The 18426-nt window shown below is 74.9% G+C and carries 14 protein-coding genes and 1 pseudogene; 11 read left to right on the plus strand and 4 right to left on the minus strand.

Annotated features, from left to right (window positions below; genetic code table 11):
* Window positions 1-40 precede the first annotated feature (40 nt).
* The 4 genes from IE329_RS06785 (at window position 41) to IE329_RS06800 (ending at window position 7522) form a co-directional block, all read left to right on the plus strand.
* On the plus strand, window positions 41-1267 hold the full coding sequence (locus IE329_RS06785; RefSeq protein WP_190209909.1) for an acyltransferase family protein: 1227 nt from the start codon (window positions 41-43) through the stop codon (window positions 1265-1267).
* A 238-nt stretch (window positions 1268-1505) separates the two neighbouring features.
* The gene (locus IE329_RS06790) at window positions 1506-3398 is read left to right on the plus strand and encodes a galactose oxidase early set domain-containing protein (protein ID WP_190209910.1); all 1893 of its coding nucleotides are present in this window, start codon (window positions 1506-1508) and stop codon (window positions 3396-3398) included.
* A gap of 156 nt (window positions 3399-3554) precedes the next feature.
* The gene (locus IE329_RS06795) at window positions 3555-5900 is read left to right on the plus strand and encodes a Dyp-type peroxidase (protein WP_229927230.1); all 2346 of its coding nucleotides are present in this window, start codon (window positions 3555-3557) and stop codon (window positions 5898-5900) included.
* 407 nt (window positions 5901-6307) lie between these two features.
* On the plus strand, window positions 6308-7522 hold the full coding sequence (locus IE329_RS06800; RefSeq protein ID WP_190209911.1) for an alpha/beta hydrolase: 1215 nt from the start codon (window positions 6308-6310) through the stop codon (window positions 7520-7522).
* A 34-nt stretch (window positions 7523-7556) separates the two neighbouring features.
* On the opposite strand, the gene IE329_RS06805 is transcribed toward IE329_RS06800, so the two are convergent.
* Window positions 7557-8576, minus strand: a complete 1020-nt coding sequence (locus IE329_RS06805) for a helix-turn-helix transcriptional regulator (protein ID WP_190209912.1) — start codon at window positions 8574-8576, stop codon at window positions 7557-7559.
* Between the two features lie 96 nt (window positions 8577-8672).
* Here IE329_RS06805 and IE329_RS06810 point away from each other — a divergent pair, with 96 nt between their 5' ends.
* Complete coding sequence (locus IE329_RS06810) at window positions 8673-9248, plus strand: TIGR03086 family metal-binding protein (RefSeq protein ID WP_190209913.1); 576 nt, start codon at window positions 8673-8675, stop codon at window positions 9246-9248.
* A gap of 71 nt (window positions 9249-9319) precedes the next feature.
* Here IE329_RS06810 and IE329_RS06815 read toward each other — a convergent pair whose 3' ends face one another.
* Complete coding sequence (locus tag IE329_RS06815; protein ID WP_190209914.1) at window positions 9320-10324, minus strand: aldo/keto reductase; 1005 nt, start codon at window positions 10322-10324, stop codon at window positions 9320-9322.
* Window positions 10325-10578: 254 nt separating this feature from the next.
* A pseudogene (locus tag IE329_RS06820) lies at window positions 10579-11085 on the minus strand (MerR family transcriptional regulator); the annotation flags it as partial.
* Between the two features lie 106 nt (window positions 11086-11191).
* On the opposite strand from IE329_RS06820, the gene IE329_RS06825 reads away from it, so the two are divergent.
* Complete coding sequence (locus tag IE329_RS06825; RefSeq protein ID WP_190209916.1) at window positions 11192-12025, plus strand: serine hydrolase domain-containing protein; 834 nt, start codon at window positions 11192-11194, stop codon at window positions 12023-12025.
* Window positions 12026-12076: 51 nt separating this feature from the next.
* Here the strand turns inward: IE329_RS06825 and IE329_RS06830 are convergent, their stop codons facing one another.
* Window positions 12077-12853, minus strand: a complete 777-nt coding sequence (locus IE329_RS06830; protein WP_229927231.1) for a pirin family protein — start codon at window positions 12851-12853, stop codon at window positions 12077-12079.
* A gap of 304 nt (window positions 12854-13157) precedes the next feature.
* Here IE329_RS06830 and IE329_RS06835 point away from each other — a divergent pair, with 304 nt between their 5' ends.
* The 5 genes from IE329_RS06835 (at window position 13158) to fabF (ending at window position 18160) form a co-directional block, all read left to right on the plus strand.
* Entirely contained in the window at window positions 13158-14333 is a 1176-nt protein-coding gene (locus IE329_RS06835; RefSeq protein ID WP_286158462.1) for a PucR family transcriptional regulator, read from the plus strand.
* A gap of 90 nt (window positions 14334-14423) precedes the next feature.
* Window positions 14424-15383, plus strand: a complete 960-nt coding sequence (locus IE329_RS06840) for an ACP S-malonyltransferase (protein ID WP_190209917.1) — start codon at window positions 14424-14426, stop codon at window positions 15381-15383.
* On the plus strand, window positions 15380-16411 hold the full coding sequence (locus IE329_RS06845; RefSeq protein ID WP_190209918.1) for a beta-ketoacyl-ACP synthase III: 1032 nt from the start codon (window positions 15380-15382) through the stop codon (window positions 16409-16411). Before IE329_RS06840 ends, IE329_RS06845 begins: the two co-directional genes overlap by 4 nt.
* A gap of 82 nt (window positions 16412-16493) precedes the next feature.
* On the plus strand, window positions 16494-16739 hold the full coding sequence (locus IE329_RS06850; RefSeq protein ID WP_190209919.1) for an acyl carrier protein: 246 nt from the start codon (window positions 16494-16496) through the stop codon (window positions 16737-16739).
* 155 nt (window positions 16740-16894) lie between these two features.
* A complete protein-coding gene (gene fabF, locus IE329_RS06855; RefSeq protein WP_190209920.1) occupies window positions 16895-18160 on the plus strand; it encodes a beta-ketoacyl-ACP synthase II in 1266 nt (421 codons plus the stop codon).
* Window positions 18161-18426 lie beyond the last annotated feature (266 nt).

Raw genomic sequence — 18426 nt, forward strand, 5'->3', positions numbered from 1 at the left:
CGCCGCGATCCACCGCGATCCGCACCGAAGGAGCCGCACCATGGCCGGACCTCTCGCCGCCCTGCGCCGGGCCGCCGCCAAGGCCGACGCGCAGACCCCCGCCAGCCGCGACCGCGCCCTCGACGGGCTCCGCGCGCTCGCCCTGCTCGCCGTACCGGCCGGGCACTGGATGCTCGGCGGCCTCACCCTCTCCCCCGACGGCGCGCTGCACAACGCCAGCCCGCTCACCTCGCTGGGCTTCTTCGCGCCGGCCAGCTGGCTGCTGCAGATGCTCGGCGTGTTCTTCCTGGTCGGCGGCCACTCCTCGGTCCGCTCGCTGGAGCGCGCCCGGGAGCGCGGCGCGGGCACCCCGGCCTGGCTGCGCGGCCGGGCGGTGCGGCTGCTGCGGCCGGTGCTCGGCGTCGCCGCCGTCTGGGCGCTGCTGATCCCCGTGCTGCACCGGCTCGGCGTGCCCGACGGCACCGTCCGGACCGGCTCGGTGCTGGTCGTCCAGCCGCTCTGGTACATCGCGGTGTACCTCGGGCTGACGGCGCTCACCCCGTGGTGCGTGGCGCTGGGCCGGCGGTTCGGCGGCCGGTCGGCGGCCGCGATGCTGGCCGTGGTCGCCCTGGTGGACGCCCTGCGGTACGGGCCGTGGGCCGACGCGGTGCCGTCCTGGCTCGCCCTGGTCAACATCCTCCCGGGCTGGATGTTCGCCTACCAGCTGGGCGTGCTCTGGGCGCAGGGCCGGCTGGGGCGCCGCGCCGCGCGGCTCCTGCTGCTGGGCGGCGGCGCGCTGTTCGCCGCGCTGCTGCTGTTCTTCCACTACCCGGCCAGCATGGTGGGCGTGCCGGGCGCGGCGCGCACCAACTCGCACCCGCCGTCGCTGCTGGTGCTCGCGCTGGCGGCGGTGCAGTGCGGGGCGGCCGTCCTGCTGCGGGAGCGGATCGGGCGGCTGCTGCGCCGGCCGCTGCTCTGGCTGCCGGTGGTGCTGGTCAACCTGTCGGCGATGACGGTGTTCTGCTGGCACCAGAGCGCGATGCTGGCGGTGGCGGTGCCGGGCGCGGCGGCGTTCGGCGCGGTGCCGGGGCTGACCACCGCCCCGGACTCGCCGGCCTGGGTGGCGGGCCGGCTGGTGCTGCTGCCGCTGTTCGCCGCGGCGCTGGTCGGGATCGGCCGGTTCGCCCGCCGCTTCGACGGCCCCTGGACGTCGTTCCCGCGCGCCTGGAAGGCGGTGGCGGGCGCCGGGGCGGCCGCCTTCGCGGTCTACGCGCTCGGCGTGGTGTGACGGTACGGCGGCCGACGGTCCGTCACCCTGCGGAATCACCGGGTGAGTCCGAACGGCTCATCCTGGCGCCCTCGCCGGTCGAGTCGCATGCGAACCACCACGGGGCGTGATGATGTGGCGGCGTCGGCCCCGGCTCCGCGCGGCCCCGCCCACGGACTCCCGCGCGTACTCCCCCGCCGGCCCCCGCACCCCTGCACGCGCCACCTTCCCGCCCCACGCCCCTGCCCCGAGGAGCCCCATGTCCCGCAGGAAACTCTCCGCCGCCCTCTCGGCGTGCGCCGTCGTCTCCGCCCTGACCGGCGCGAGCCTGTTGACCACCGCGGCCCCGGCCCTGGCCCGCGCCGCCCAGGTGCACGGCCACGACGGCCACCCGGCGGGCGAGGAGGCCGCCCCGCACATCACCTCGCCCCGGGTGATGGCCGAGATGCGCCCCGACGAGGTCGCCTCGCTGGGCCAGGAGCACGCCGAGGCGCACGCCGGTGCCAGGGCGGCGATCCGCGGCATCGGCGACTACCCGCAGCCCACCAGGACCAACCGGCTGAACGCGCTGACGGACAGCCAGGCGAAGATCAACGCCGGCTTCGACCCGACCACCTCCGGTGCCTTCAAGCAGTACTTCCCCTCGCCCGAGTTCGCCGCCCACATCGCCATGCTGCCGACCGGCAAGGTGCTGCTCTTCTCCTTCGAGCGGATCGAGACCAACCCGGAGAAGGAGCCCGCGCCGACCCAGACCACCGGCAAGGAGAACGCCGGCCGCGCTTTCCTCTGGGACCCGGCCAAGGGCACCGGCCCCGACGCGTTCACCAAGGTCACCCCGCCCGTGATCGACATGCCGGACGGGCTCGGCGAGCCCCGCCCGGCGCCGTTCTTCTGCGCCGGGCACTCGTTCCTGCCGAACGGCATGCTCGGGGTCTTCGGCGGCAACCTGGGCGGCAACGGCGGCAGCGGCGCCAAGCTGTCGCTGGTCTTCGACCCGTGGACGGAGACCTGGACCCGCAACCCGGACATGTCGGTCGGCCGCTGGTACCCGTCGGTGGTCACCGGCCCCGACGGCCGGCAGCTGATCATGTCCGGCCAGTCCGAACTGGGCTGGGGCACCCCGACCCCGGTGGTCGAGCGGTTCCCGGCGAAGGCCTACCCGGTGCCGCAGACCAAGTCGGACGTGCCGCGCAACACGCCGGTGGACACGTTCAGGGCGAGCGCCCCGTTCACCCTGGACTACCCGCACCTGTTCTCGATGCGTGACGGCAACGTCTACGGCTTCGGCCGGCACCCCGGCGAGCAGTGGCTGTTCGACCCGAACAACGAGACCCGCTCCGACCTGCCGGCCAGGCCGGACGGCAAGAAGCGCAACTACGGCTCGGCGGTGCCGCTGCCCGGCGGCCCCGAGGGCCCGGACGCCACCCTGCTGCTCGGCGGCGACCGGGACAACCCGAACACCCTCAAGTTCTCCAACGGCACCTGGACGGCGGAGAAGTCCCGGGCCTTCGGCCGCACCCAGGACGACACCCTGCTGCTGCCGGACGGCACCCTGATGACCGTCAACGGCGCCTACGACATCCGCGACTACGGCAACGGGCCCTACAACCCCAACGCCGACCTGAAGTACCGCCAGACCGAGCTGCGCGACGCGCAGGGCAACTGGCGGCTCGGGCCCGTCCAGCGCCTGCCGCGCGGCTACCACTCCAACGCGGTGGTGCTCCCGGACGGCCGGGTGATGGTGACCGGCGACGAGCTGCAGCAGCTCGCCAACGACCCGGACATCACGGACGACATGAACGGCAGCATCGAGATCTACGAGCCCGCCTACCTGGCCAAGGGCAACCGCCCGGCGCTCGACCGGGTGCCGCAGAGCATGATCGGCTACGGCAGCAGGTTCCTGGCCACCACCTCGACGCCGACGCTGGCCTCCCGCGCCGTGCTGCTCTCGCCGACCACCGCGACCCACTCGGTGAACACCAGCCAGCGCCACGTCGAACTGCGGATCACCAGCCGGGCCGGCACCAAGCTGGAGCTCCAGGCGCCGCCGTCGGCGGCCGCGGCCCCGCCCGGGTACTACATGCTCTTCCTCCTCGACGACAAGGGCGTCCCGAGCACCGCGCAGTGGGTCCAGCTGGGCACGCCGTCCTGACGGGCGTTCACCGGGCGGCGCCCCCGCCCCGCACCCCGGACGGGGGCGCGCGCGACGGATTCCGCGCGGCCCCGTCCGGGTGACATTTTGGTTCGTCCACGATGAACCCACCTACCGTACGTGTTCCAGTGAACAACCCGCCCCAGGAGGGCACGCATGACCGATCTGAGACTGCGCGAGAGCGACGAGATCCAGGGCGACATCCTCGCCGGATTCAAGAAGGACCACGTCACCCTGCTGTTCCTGAAGTTCGAGGACGCCCCCAAGGCCCGGGCCTGGCTCAAGGCCCTCACCCCCAGGATCGCCACCACCCGTCAGGTGGCCACCTTCAACGCGGCCTTCAGCGCCGCCCGCCGGGCCTCCGGCGGCGACGACCCCGGCTCGCTGAAGGCCGTCTGGACGGGCATCAGCTTCACCTACGCCGGCCTGGCCGAGCTGTCCGGCCGGGAGCCCTACGAGGACGCGCCCGTCGGCGGCACCCTGGAGGCGTTCAAGGACGGCTCCGCCAAGCGGGCCGGCGCGCTCGGCGACACCGGCGACAACTCCCCCGACAACTGGCTCTTCGGCAACGGCCGGACCCAGCCGGTGCACGCGGTGCTGACCGTCGCCGCCGACACCGCGCAGGACCTCCAGGCCGCGGTCAGCGAGCAGCGGGACGCCGCCGCCCAGGCCCGGATCGTGATCGTCTTCCAGCAGAACGCGGCGACCCTGCTCGGCACCCGCCGGGGCAAGGAGCACTTCGGCTTCAAGGACGGCGTCAGCGAGCCGGGCGTCCGCGGCTTCGACCGGCCCTCGGCGACCGACCCGGACGAGGTGGAGGGCCACCCCGGCACCCGGATCGTCCCGGCCGGCGAGTTCGTCGTCGGCGAGGAGCCCGCCCCCGGCAGCGGCACCGGCCTCCCCGACTGGGCGCGGAACGGCTCCTTCCAGGTGGTCCGCCGGCTCGCCCAGGACGTGCCCGGCTGGTGGGCCCAGGTCGGCGTCCAGCTCAAGATCCTCAAGCAGGCCAAGGCCGTCCCGCCGGAGGCCACCACCGAGTGGCTGGCGGCCCGGCTGGTCGGCCGCTGGCGCTCGGGCGCGCCCGTCTGCAAGCACCCCGGCGCCGACGTGCCGTTCGACCCGTCCGCGTCCAACGACAACGACTTCGGCTTCCGGGACGACCCGGACGGCCTGGTCACGCCGCTCTTCTCGCACCTGCGCAAGACCAGCCCGCGCGACGGCCTGCGCGAGCGGCCCGGCGAGCCCCCGCTGGAGGCCCGGCTCCTCGACGGGCGGCGCATCATGCGCCGCGGCGCGCCGTACGGGCAGCCCTTCGACCCGGCCTCCGAGGGCCCCGGCGGCCCGGACGACCCGCGCGGCCTGCTCTTCGTCTGCTACCAGGCCGACATCACCACCCAGTTCGAGTTCATCCAGACCGCCTGGATCGACGAGACGAACTTCCCGCCCGGGCGCGCGCCGCACGAGCCCGGCGGCGACCCCATGGTCGGCCTGGACTGCCCGGTCAGCTACGAGAGCCGGGCGGCGGACGGCAGCCGCCAGGTCACCCCGCTGAGCTTCAAGCAGTTCGTCCGCACCGAGGGCTCGGTCTACGCCTTCGCGCCCTCCCTCAGCCTGCTGCGCGGGCTGGGCGACGGCACCCTCGCCCCGCAGGCGCCGGCCGCGGGGCAGCAGCCCGGCGGCGGCGCCCCGCAGCAGGGCACCGGCACCCCGCAGACCGGGGCCGGCCTGCCCGACGGCGGGCAGCAGCCCGCGCGGCCGCCCGCGCAGGTGGTGGACGAGTTCCTCGCGGTGCCGGACGCGCAGACCCCGGGCGGGGTCGGCGAGTTCTGGGTCTTCCGGCAGGGCCGGTACCGCAGGATCTCGGTCGCCGGCGGCACCCACGACGACGCCCTGCTGAAGCCCGACGGCGCCCTCACCGGCTGGGACGCGCTGCAGGGCGTGGCCCGGGTCGACGCCGTGCTGCCGATCCCCGGCAGGCAGCGGGTCGGGGGCCGGAGCCGGTACTGGTTCTTCCACACCGTCGGCGGCAAGCAGGTCTACCGGGGTGTGTCGATCGCCGACGGCGTCGCACACACCGACACCCTGGACCACGCCGACCGCGGCCTGGGCCGGTGGGGCTCGCTGGCGGGCGTCGCCCAGGTCGACGCCTTCCTCCCGGTGCCGGACCTCCAGGGCGTCGGCGGGAAGAGCTGGTACTGGGTGTTCCACAGCACCGGCGGCCGGCAGGTCTACCGGCTGATCTCGGTCAACGACAGCGGCCTGCACATGGACGCCCTGGAACGCTCGGACCGTGAGCTGACCGCCTGGGTCTCGCTCGAAGGCGTCACCCGGGTCGACAGCTTCCTCGCCGTGCCGGACCGTCAGCGCGTCGGCGGCAGGAGCGAGTTCTGGGTCTTCCACCAGGACAGGTACCGCCGGATCTCGGTCGCCGACGGCAGCGGGCACCCCGACCGGCTCGAACAGGCCGACCGCGGCTCCGGCGGCTGGACCTCGCTGGCCTGACCCGGGGCCGGCCGGGCGCGCCGGGGCCGCGGGCACCCCGGCCGGGCCGGCCACCCGGACGTCCGCGCGGCGGCGGGCCGGCTCGGCGGCCCGCCGAAATCCGCGAGCAGGACGCTGACCTGCGCCGGCGCGTCCGGCGCACGCGCCGGGCGGGCACTGCGGGCGACGGGCGCCCGGCCGGCGACGCGCGCGGGCCGATCACCGGACCACCGGCGCGGCACCCCGGCGAAACTCCCGGTTCAGCCCGGCGATACGGGCCGGACGGGGCGGCATGTGACCCATCCCACAGTTTAGGGCTCGCCCATCGCTCCTCCCGACCACCTACGCTTGCCGGAGCAGTAGGCAGTCGTACCACCTCCGGGCCCCGCCCGCAGTGACGGTCACGGGTCCCCGAGGGAGTTGACGCCATGCGCCGAAGGCGTTGGAAGCGTGTACTGATCGGCGCCTTCGCGGGCTGCGCGGTCCTCGTGGACGCCGGAGCGGCCGCGGCCCAGGCCGCCGCCTCCACCGAACAGGTCGCCATCGCGACGCCCCCGGCCGGCAGTGCCGCCTGGGTGCAGGACCACTCCCTCGGGCGCGCCCTCCCCGACCCGGCCACCACCTCGGCCGGCACCGTCGCCGCCTTCTTCGCCTCGCTGAAGCCCGCCGAGCTGGACCGGCTGCTCACCGAGTACCCGCTGGTGGTCGGCAACTTCGACGGCGCGCCGCTCGACGTCCGCTACCGCGCCAACCGGCTGGCCGTCGCCGCCGAGCGCGAACGCGCCCGGGCCCGGGCCGCCGACCACTCGCTGGACTCCGCCGAGCGCGCGCTGGCCGCCTCCCGCGCCAACGACTGCGACCACCTGCTGCAGGCCGGCCGGCAGATCCTGGCCTTCGACCCGCGCGGCCGCGGGCTGGTCAGCGAGGTCTTCGGCGACCTCGCCCGCGCCCAGCGGGTCTCCGTGCTGGTCCCCGGCTCCGACGCCGACCTCGGCCACCACGACCAGGCCTCCGAGCCGCTGCGCTCCCCCGCCGGGATGGCCCGCGCGCTGCTCGCCGAGGAGCAGCGCCAGGCCCCCGGCACGGTGAGCGCGGTGGTGGCCTGGACGGGCTACGTCACCCCCTCCGGCCTCGGCCCGGACGCCGTCACCTCGCGGCTCGCCGACGTCGCCGCCCCCCGCCTGGAGCGGCTGCTCGGCGGCCTCAAGGAGACCACCGCCCCGACCGCCCCGCCGGCCCTGTTCTGCCACTCGTACGGCTCGGTGGTCTGCGGGATCGCCGCCCCGGACATCCCGCCCGCCACCGGCGCGGACGGCGAACCGGCCGGGATCACCGACGTGGTGGTGTTCGGCAGCCCGGGCATGGGCGTGGAGAGCGCGGCCGAGCTGGGCGGCGGCGTCCAGGTCTGGGCGACCCGCAATCCCACCGACTGGATCGGCAACGTGCCGTACCTGGAGTTCGGCGGGCTCGGCCACGGCGCCGACCCGACCGGCGGCGGCTTCGGGGCGGAGGAGATCTCCTCCGCCGGGGCGGCCGGCCACAACGGCTACCTGGCAACCGGCACCCACAGCCTGCGGAACTTCGCCTCGATCGCGCTCGGCCACTACCGGGCGGTCAGCCACACCCTGCCGGCGCAGAGCTGAGCGACGGGGGCCTCCTCCCCGCCCGCGCCGCCGGTCACCGCCCGGCGTCCGGGCCGTCCGCCGCCGCCCCCTCGGGGCCCGGCGCCGGGGCGTCCCGCCCGTAGAGCCGCACCGCCTCGGCGGCCGCCAGGGCCAGCTCCCGGCGGGCCTCGGGCGGGGAGATCACCTCGACGTCCGCCCCGAAGGCCAGCAGCGCGCGGGCGGCCTGCACCGCCCGGAAGCCCATCACCAGCTCGGTCCACTCCTGCGGCGGGGCGGTCGGCGGCGGCGCCACCAGCAGGGCGCCGTGGATCCGGACGAACATGTCCAGCCGCTCCCTGCGCACCCGCAGCCGCACCGTCACCTCCACCGGCAGCCGCTCCACCCGCTCGCGCAGCCCGGCCCAGGCCTCGCCCAGGGTGACCCCCGGCCGGCGGCGCACCGGCTCCTCCAGGGTCTCGGCCGCCGACGCCCGGTCGGCCCGGAAGAGCCGCGGCGCGCCGGCCAGGTCGGCCACCAGGTACCAGACGCCGGCCTTGCTCACCAGGCCGTACGGGTCGACGGTGTACTCGGCCGGGCCGGCGGCGCCGCTGTGCCGGTAGGCGAGCCGCAGCCGGCGGTCGGCGAACACGGCCCGCTGCAGTTCGCCCAAGTCGGTGGTGGTCTCCGGGCCGGTCCGCATCCAGCGCGCGGGGTCGACCAGGACGCGTTCACTGGTCCGCTCGGCGGCCGGGCGGTGCGGGGCGGGCAGCGCGGCCATCACCTTGCGCAGGGCGGAGCCGAGCGCGCCGTCCAGGCCGAGGGCCCGGTGCGCCCCCTCGGCGGCCAGCACGAACAGCGCCCGGGCCTCGTCGCCGGTCAGGCCGGTGACGTCGGTCCGGTAGCCGGGCAGCAGGCTGACACCGCCGTGCCGCCCGCGCTCGCTCCAGACCGGCACGCCGGCCGCGGAGAGCGCCTCGACGTCGCGGTAGACGGTGCGGACGGACACCTCCAGCCGCTCGGCCAGCTCGCCGGCGGTCACCCGTCCGCGGGTCTGGAGCAGCAGCAGGATCGACAGCAGCCGGTCGGCTTTCATGGCGTCGAGAATGCCAGGAAAACATGACGGCAGGTGTCAGGTTTTCCCGCGAAGGTGGGTCCCGAAGCAGCAACCCGCTCATCGCATGGAGATCGCATGGACATGACCCAGGACCCCCGCCCGCTGTACCTGCTCGCGCTCGGCCAGTTGGAGAAGCTGATCGCCGAGGTGACGCCCGGGGCGCTGGGCAACGCCACCCCGTGCACCGAGTACGACCTGCGGGCGCTGCTGAGCCACACCGTCGGCGGCGTGCACCGGCTCGCCTACATCGGGGAGGGCGGCCGGGCCCAGGACGTGGCGGCCGCCTGCGGCGAGATCGAGGACGACGAGTGGCCCGCCGTGTTCGAGCGGGCCCGGGCCCGGGTGACGGCGGCCTGGGCCGAGGACGCCAAGCTGGACCGGCCGAGCGTGGCCCCCTGGGGCGAGGTGCCGGGCCGGGGCGCGCTGGGCGGCTACGTGATGGAGGCGGTCACGCACTCCTGGGACATCGCGCGGGCGCTGGACAGCACCCTCCCGCTGGACGACGCGCTGGCCGTGGCCGCGCTGGGGATCGCCGAGGCCGTACTGCCCGCCGACATCCGCGGGTTCGTGCCGTTCGGCGAGGTCCGGCCCGTCCCGGCGGACGCGGCCCCCTACGCCCGGCTGGCCGGCTGGCTCGGCCGGGAGGCCTGAGCGCAGCGGGACGGGGGACGGCGGACGGGGCCCGGCCGGGGAACGCGGGGGGCGTTCCCCGGCCGGGGGGGCTACTCGCGCCCGGCCGAGGTGAACGACATGTCGGCGTACCGGCTCCCGGCGACCCGGCCGGCGATCGGCTCCAGCTCGGCGAGCTCCTCGGCGGTCAGCCGCAGGCCGGCCGCGGCCGTGTTCTCGGCCAGCCTGCTCCGCCGCCGGGTGCCCGGGATCGGCACCACCGGCAGGCCGTGCACCTCGGCCCGCTGGTGCACCCAGGCCAGGGCGACCTGCGCCGCGCCGACCCCGCGGGCGGCGGCGATCTTCAGGACCGGCTCCACCAGCAGGGCGTTGCCCTCGGCGTTCGGGCCGCTGAACTGCGGGTGCCGGCGCCGGTAGTCACCCTGCGAGAGCTCCTCGGCGGCGGTGAACGCGCCGGTCAGGAAGCCCCGGCCGAGCGGCGAGTAGGGCACGAAGGCGACCCCGAGCTCGGCGGCCGCGGGCACCGCGGTGCGCTCGACGTCCCGGGAGAAGATCGACCACTCGGACTGCAGGGCCGCGATCGGGTGCACGGCGTGCGCCTCCCGCAGCTCGGCGCCGGTGACCTCGGACAGGCCCAGGTGACGCACCTTGCCGGCCCGCACCAGCTCGGCCATCGCGCCGACCGACTCGGCGAACGGGACGGCCGGGTCGCGGCGGTGCATGTAGTAGAGGTCGATGACGTCCACGCCGAGCCGGCGCAGCGAGGCGTCGACGGCGGAGCGGACGTAGGCCGGGTCGTTGCGCACGCCGCGCCAGGCCGGGTCGTCCTCGCGGCGCTCGATGGCGAACTTGGTGGCCAGCACCACCCGGTCGCGGTTGGCCCGGACGAACGGGCCGATCAGCTCCTCGTTGTGCCCGCCGCCGTAGGCGTCGGCGGTGTCGAACAGGGTGACGCCGAGGTCGAGCGCGGCGTCCAGGGTGGCGAGCGCCTCGGGCGTGTCGGTCGGGCCGTAGAACTCGCTCATGCCCATGCAGCCGAGGCCTTGGACGCCGACGACGGGGCCGGTGCTGCCGAGCTTGGTGGTGGGGATGGTCATGCGCTCTGTTTCCTCTGCTTGCTCGGGGTCCGGGTGCGGGGGGCCCGTGCCGTGACGGGGGTCTGCTCTGTGACGGGGTGCTGCCGGTCGGCGGGGTGCTGCGCGTCGGCGGGGTGCTGCGCCGCGAGGGCCTGCTGCGCCGCGAGGGGCCGCTGGGCCGCGACCGGGTGCTGTGCACGCGCTCCCGGCCGCCGCGCCCTCGCCGGGTCCGGCCCGGCCGGGGGCTCGCGCAGCGCGGTCGGGTCCTGGGTGCCGGAGTAGAGGTCGATCTTGTGGTCGAGCACGGCGAGCGTCGCGTGCAGGTCCGCGAGCCGCTGCCGCACCTCCTCCCGGTGGGTGACCAGCAGATCGCGCCGCTCGGCGAAGGTGTCCTCGCCGAGACGGGCCAGTTCGACGTACCGGAGCATGTCGGCGACCGACATGCCGGTGAGCCGGAGCCGGCTGAGGAAGCCCAGCCGGGCGAGGTCGCCGTCGCTGTAGCGCCGCTGGCCGGAGTAGGTGCGGTCGACCGGGTCCAGCAGGCCGATCCGCTCGTACCAGCGCAGGGTGTGGGCGGTGAGGCCGGTGGCGGCCGCCACCTCGCTGATGGTGTGCCGCGGGGTCCGGTCCGGGGCGCTGTCCGGGGCGGCGTACACCTCGGCGCAGCTGCGCCGGCCGCCGTCGGCCGGGTCGACGGACCGACCGGCGGCCGGGCCCGGCGGGCAGACGGCGACGGCGCGCCGGGCGGCCGGTGCGTCGGCGGCCGGAGTGACTGTGGTCATGGGCTGGACCCCCTGGTGTGCGGTGACTACGACGCTAGTGAGTTGGAGCGCACTCAAAGCAAGCCTCGCACGCGGCCGTCCGGGGGAACTGGCTAGAGTCGGGCCCATGCAGAGCTTGCGGATGATCGAGGACTGGCCGGTTACCAACGCGGCGACGGCCGTGGTGCGCGGCGCGGACGGCGCGCTGCTGGGCGAGAACGGGCCGCAGGAGCACCCGTTCCCGCTGGCGTCGGTGACCAAGCTGCTCAGCGCGTACGCGGCGCTGGTCGCGGTCGAGGAGGGCGTGTTCGAGCTGGACGACCCGGCCGGCCCGGACGGCTCCACGGTGCGTCACCTGCTGGCCCACACCTCCGGCCTGGCCTTCGACGAGCACCGGACGATGGCGGCGCCGGGCACCCGGCGGCTCTACTCCAACGCCGGCTTCGACGTGCTCGCCGAGACCCTGGCGAAGGCGTCCGGGATCCCGTTCGCGCAGTACCTGGCGGAGGCGGTGTTCCAGCCGCTGGGCATGACGGCCTCCCGGCTGGACACCGGGCACCGCTCGCCGGCCGGCGCCGGCGGCGTCTCCACGGTGGCCGACCTGGTCCGGTTCGCCGCCGAGCTGCAGGCACCGCGCCTGCTGGACCGTTCGACCGTCGAGGCCGCCACCCGGTTCGTCGCCTTCCCCGGGCTGAGCGGCGTGCTGCCCGGCTTCGGGCACCGCAAGCCCAACGACTGGGGCCTGGGCTTCGAGATCCGCGGCGAGAAGGCCCCGCACTGGACGGGCACCACCAGCTCGCCGGCCACCTTCGGCCACTTCGGGCAGTCCGGCACCTTCCTGTGGGTGGACCCGACCGCGGGCGTCGCCTGCGTGGCCCTCACCGACCGCGACTTCGGGCCGTGGGCGGCCGAGGCCTGGCCGGCCTTCACCGACGCCGTGCTGGACGAGCTGGACGGCTGAGCCCCGGCCCGGACGGACGCCGGCCCGGCGAGCGGCACGGCGGCCCGGCGGTCAGCCGTACGAGACGGGCGAGTGCATCTCCCAGAGCAGCAGCTCGGCGCCGTGCTCGCCCGCCGTCGGGTCGGCGAAGGCGTCGCCGCTGATCCGGGCGCTGTCGCCGGGCTCCATCGAGCGGCCGCCGCCCTGCGGGCCCCGGACGGTGCGGAAGCCCAGCGAACCCGCCGTCAGGTGCGCGTAGCGGTACTCGGCGGCGGGCAGCTCGGGCAGCGGCAGCCAAGGGCCGGCCGTGACCAGCCAGAGCGCGGCGTCCGAGCGGCGCAGCCGCAGGGCCGGCGTGTCCGCGTCGCGGGGCAGCCCGGAGGCGAGCAGCGTCAACCCGTCGGCGGCCGGTTCCACCCGTCGGAGCCCGTACGCGGGGGGCGCGTCGAAGACGTCCGGCTGGAGCCACATCTGGACGAAGCGGACGGGCACCTCGGCGCCGCCCACGTTGCGCTCGGTGTGGGTGACGCCGGAGCCCGCGCCGAGGTGCTGCACCATGCCCGGGCGGACCACGCCGCTGTGGCCGTCGCTGTCGCGGTGGGCGAGCGCGCCCTCCAGGACGACGGTGAGGATCTCGGTGTCGCGGTGGCGGTGCTCGTCGAAGCCCGCGCCGGGCGCGAGCCGTTCCTCGTTGCAGGCCAGCAGGGCGCCGAAGTGGGTGTTCTTCGGGTCGTAGTGCCCGGAGAAGGAGAACGCGTGCCTGGTCTCGATGCCGGTCGCCGGGGTCGAGAGGTACCGCTCGGCGGTGCGGCGCAGGTCGGTTCGGGGGCGGATGGCTGCGTCGGTCACGGGCCCCACGGTAGCCGGTGTGATCGCTGCCACCGGGCCGGATCGGAGGGGCTGTGCACGAGCGGTCACCCGGGTGAGGCAGTCTTGTCCTGTGCCAGCCGCCTCCGCGAACGCCAAGAACGACCAGTCCGACCCGCCCGACGACACCGTCGGCGTGGCGCAGCCCGCCGCGCCGGGCGCTGCCAGGGCCGGAGCAACCAGATCCGCAGCGGCCAGGTCCGGCGCGGCCGCGAAGGGCGGCAAGGCCGCCGCCGCGCCGCGCGCCGGCCGGGCCGCGCCCCGGCTGACCGCGCAGGAGCGCAAACTGGCGGCCGACCGCGCCGAGCGGCGGGTCGCGACCCTGAAACGGCTGGAGAAGTCCTCGGGCAAGCTGGCCTCGGCCGCGATCGCCCGGATGGACGACCAGCTCGGCTGGTACCGGCGGATGCCGCCGGAGCACCGTTCCTGGATCGGCCTGGTCGCGCAGGCGGGCATCGCCGCCTTCACCGAGTGGTACCGGCACCCGGACGCGCCGCAGGCCATCTCCACCGACGTCTTCGGCACCGCGCCGCGCGAGCTGACCAGGGCCATCACCCTGCGCCAGACCGTCGAGCTGATCCGCACCACCATCGAGGTGATGGAGGAGGCCATCGAGGAGGTGGCCGCCCCCGGCGACGAGGCCGACATGCGCGAGTCGGTGCTGGTGTACGCCCGCGAGATCGCCTTCGCCACCGCGCAGGTCTACGCCCAGGCGGCGGAGGCGCGCGGGGCCTGGGACGCCCGGCTGGAGGCACTGGTCGTCAACTCGCTGCTCTCCGGTGACGCGGACGAGGGTGTGCTCTCCCGGGCGGCCGCGCTCGGCTGGGGCCAGCCGAGCCAGGTCCGGGTGGTGATGGGCAGCGCGCCCGACGGGGACAGCGAGCTGGTGGTGGAGGCGATCCGACGGGCCGCCAGGTACGCCAAGCTGCACGTCCTGACCGGTGTGCTGGGCAAGCGCCTGGTGGTGGTGGTCGGCGGCGACAAGGAGCCGGTGCACGCGGCCCGGGCGCTGATCGGCCAGTTCGCCCCCGGCCCGGTGGTGGTCGGCCCGACCGTCGGCGACCTGCTGTCGGCGACCAGGTCGGCGCACGCGGCCGCGGCCGGCCTGCGGGCCTGCGCGGCCTGGCCGGACGCCCCGCGCCCCGTCCTGGCGGACGACCTGCTGCCGGAACGCGCGCTCGCCGGGGACAAGGCCGCCCGTCGCCAGCTGGTGGAGGAGATCTACACACCGCTCGACGAGGCGGGCTCGGCCCTGCTGGAGACGCTGAGTGTGTACCTGGAGCAGGCCTCCTCGCTGGAGGGCGCCGCCCGGATGCTCTTCGTCCACCCCAACACGGTGCGCTACCGGCTCCGACGTGTGACTGACGTCACGGGCTATGCTCCCTCCGACGTACGGTCGGCCTTCACGCTGCGCATCGCACTCGCACTGGGCCGGCTCGGCACGGTCGGGGAGCAGAACTGACAGCGCTGTAGGGACTCCACAATCCCGCGTGCTTTTCTTCGTTACCGTCGCCTACCCGCCCCCGGGCTCCTGGCAAGAGAGGCTTGAACCGTGCTCGTAATCGTCGCCCCTGGACAGGGTGCCCAGACTCCCGGATTCCTCAGCCCCTGGCTGGAGGTGGACGGCGTCGCCGACCGCCTGCGCGGCTGGTCCGACGTCGCCGGGCTCGACCTGGTGCGCTACGGAACCGAGGCCTCCGAGGAGGAGATCAAGGACACCGCCGTCGCCCAGCCGCTGCTGGTGGCCGCCGGCCTGGTGACCGCCCGCGCGCTGTTCCCGGACGAGAACCTCGCCCGGGAGACCGTCGGCGCGGTGGCCGGCCACAGCGTCGGTGAGATCACCGCCGCGGCCGGCGCCGGTGTGCTCAGCGCGCACGACGCGCTGACCTTCGTCCGCGAGCGGAGCCTCGGGATGGCGGAGGCCGCCGCGGTCACCGCGACCGGCATGGCCGCCCTGCTCGGCGGGGACCCGGAGGCCGTGGCCGCCAAGCTGGCCGAGCACGGCCTGACCGCGGCCAACAACAACGGCGGCGGACAGATCGTCGCGGCCGGCACGCTGGAGCAGTTGGAGGCCCTCAAGGCCGACCCGCCGGCCGGCACCCGGGTGATCCCGCTGAAGGTGGCGGGCGCGTTCCACACCGAGCACATGGCCCCGGGCGTGCGACGCCTCGCCGAGCTGGCGCCGACCCTCAAGGTCGCCGACCCGGCCGTGGCGTACGTCTCGAACCGGGACGGCGAGGTCGTGCAGTCCGGCGCCGAGGTGCTGGAGCGACTGGTGTCGCAGGTCTCCAGCCCGGTCCGCTGGGACCTCTGCATGGAGACCCTGCAGCAGCTGGGCGCGACCGCCGTGATCGAGCTCTCGCCGGCCGGCACCCTCACCAACCTGGTCAAGCGCAACGTCAAGGGTGTCGCGACGCTGGCCCTCAAGACCCCTGCCGATCTCGACAAGGCTCGTGCGCTGGTGGCCGAGCACGGTGCCCACGCGTCCGGCGGTCAGGAGCAGAACGCATGACCACCCCACAGATCCGGCCCGCCACCGGCGCGGCGTTCTCGCGCATCCTCGGTGTCGGCGGGTACCGCCCGGTCCGGGTGATCCCGAACTCCGAGGTGCTGAACTGGATCGACTCCTCGGACGAGTGGATCCGCAGCCGCAGCGGCATCGCCGAGCGCCGCTGGGCCGGCCCGGAGGAGAGCGTCGCCGAGATGTCGGTGCAGGCCGCCGGCAAGGCGATCGCGCAGTCCGGGATCACGGCCGAGCAGATCGGCGGCGTGATCGTCGCGACCGTCTCGCACCTCAAGCAGACCCCGGCCATCGCCACCGAGATCGCCCAGCGGCTCGGCTGCGGGACGGCCCCGGCCTTCGACATCTCCGCGGCCTGCGCCGGCTTCGGCTACGGCCTGGGCCTGGCGGACGGCATGATCCGCGGCGGCAGCGCCGAGTACGTGCTGGTGATCGGTGTCGAGCGGCTCAGCGACCTGACCGACACCTCGGACCGCTCGACGGCGTTCATCTTCGGCGACGGCGCGGGCGCGGTCATCGTCGGCCCGTCCGACACGCCGGGGATCGGCAAGGTCATCTGGGGCTCGGACGGCTCCCAGCGGGACGTCATCTCGCAGACCCAGGCCTGGGACACCGCCTTCGCCAAGCAGGACGCCGTCAACGGCGTCGGCGAGGAGCAGAAGTGGCCGGCCCTGCGGATGGACGGCCAGCCGGTCTTCCGGTGGGCCGTCTGGGAGATGGCCAAGGTGGCCCAGCAGGCGCTGGACGCCGCCGGGATCACCGCCGACCAGCTCGGCGCGTTCATCCCGCACCAGGCCAACATGCGGATCACCGATGCCATGATCAAGGCGCTCAAGCTGCCTGCGTCGGTGCCGGTGGCCCGTGACATCGCCGAGACCGGCAACACCTCGGCGGCCTCCATCCCCCTGGCGATGGAACGCATGCTGGAGAGCGGTGAAGCCCGGAGCGGCGACCTTGCCCTGATCATCGGGTTCGGGGCGGGTCTGGTCTACGCGGCGGCAGTCGTTACGCTCCCCTAGGCACACCGCTGTACCGCTGTACCCACTGAACCTGCGGCCGCCCGCCGGGCCGTCGCATCTACACCGAAGAGGAGCAGCCACCATGGCTACCACCAAGGACGAGGTCCTGGAAGGTCTCGCTGAGATCGTCAACGAGATCGCCGGTATCCCGGCCGAGGACGTCGAGCTGGACAAGTCCTTCACGGACGACCTGGACGTCGACTCGCTGTCCATGGTCGAGGTCGTCGTGGCCGCCGAGGAGCGGTTCGACGTGAAGATCCCGGACGACGAGGTCAAGAACCTGAAGACCGTCGGCGACGCCGTGAACTACATCCTCGCCAACGCCTGAGCACTGGTCACCACCTCCGGCCCGGTCGACCCGACCGGATCGCCCGGTGCGACCGCCTGAAAGACCGGCCGGGGCCCTGCGCCCCGCGTAGTGCCCCGGCCGGGCCCCACCCCCGGCGCCGCCGAACCCCCGCCACACGTGAGAGAGAAAAACCAGTGACCGCTGAAAACCGCACCGTGGTCGTCACGGGTATCGGCGCCTTCACGCCGCTGGGCCGCGACGCGGCCTCCACCTGGGAGGGCCTGCTCGCCGGCCGCTCCGGTGTCGACGTCCTGACCGAGGAGTGGGCGGCCGACCTCCCCGTACGGATTGCCGCCCGCACCGCCGTCGAGCCGGGCGAGATCCTGCCCCGCCCGCTGGCCCGCAAGCTGGACCGCTCGGCGCAGTTCGCGCTGATCGCGGCCCGCGAGGCCTGGGCCGACGCCGGCTACGAGACCCCCGCCACCGACGTGTCCTCCAAGCTCGCCCCCGAGCGTCTGGGCGCCGTGATCGCCTCCGGCATCGGCGGCGTGACCACCCTTCTCGACCAGTACGACGTGCTGAAGGAGAAGGGCGTCCGCAAGGTCTCCCCGCACACCGTCCCGATGCTGATGCCCAACTCCCCGGCGGCCAACGTCGGCCTGGAGGTCGGCGCTCGCGCGGGCGTGCACACCCCTGTCTCCGCCTGTGCCTCCGGCGCCGAGGCGATCGGCTACGCGATCGAGATGATCCGCAGCGGCCGCGCCGACGTCGTGGTGGCCGGCGGCACCGAGGCGGCGATCCACCCGCTGCCGATCGTGGCCTTCGCCAACATGATGGCCATGTCCAAGAACAACGACGAGCCGCAGCGCGCCTCGCGCCCGTACGACAAGGGCCGTGACGGCTTCGTGCTGGGCGAGGGCGCGGGCGTGGTCGTGCTGGAGTCCGCCGAGCACGCCGCCGCGCGCGGCGCCCGGGTCTACGCCGAGGCGATCGGCCAGGGCCTGTCCTCGGACGCGCACCACATCGCGCAGCCGGAGCCGACCGGTGCGGGTGTGGCCCGCGCGCTGGCCGACCTGTTCGACCGCAACCAGCTGGACAAGGCCGAGATCGTGCACGTCAACGCGCACGCCACCTCGACCCCGCAGGGTGACGTCGCGGAGCTGAAGGCCCTGCGCAAGGAGCTCGGCGAGCACCTGGACCACATCGCCGTCTCGGCCACCAAGTCGATGACCGGCCACCTGCTGGGCGGCGCCGGCGGCATCGAGACCGTCGCGACCGTACTGGCCCTGTACAACCGGCTGGCCCCGCCTACCATCAACCTCGACGACCTGGACGACGAGGTCGACGCGGACGTGGTGACCGGCGAGCCGCGCAAGCTGCCCGAGGGCCCGATCGCGGCGCTGAACAACTCGTTCGGCTTCGGCGGCCACAACGTGGTGCTGGCCTTCCGCAGCGTCTGATCCGCGGGGGCGTCCTGACGTCGCCGGCATGGCAGTGGGGACGGTGTCCGGGCGGACACCGTCCCCACTGTCATGTCCGGCGGGCGGTCGGTGACCTCAGGCCCGCGCCTGGCCGCATGCCGCGGGCGGCTCTGGACTGCTCAGCTCACGGCGCGGCCCGGCAGGGCTCAGCAGGCTCGGCAGGGCTCGGCTGCTCGGAAACGGCCCGGCCCGGCCCCGGAACGCCCGAGGGCCGTGAGCGGCTGGGCCCTGAGCAGGACGGCCGC

It is taken from the genome of Kitasatospora indigofera (genome assembly GCF_014655955.1).
GTDB classification, from domain to species: domain Bacteria; phylum Actinomycetota; class Actinomycetes; order Streptomycetales; family Streptomycetaceae; genus Kitasatospora; species Kitasatospora indigofera.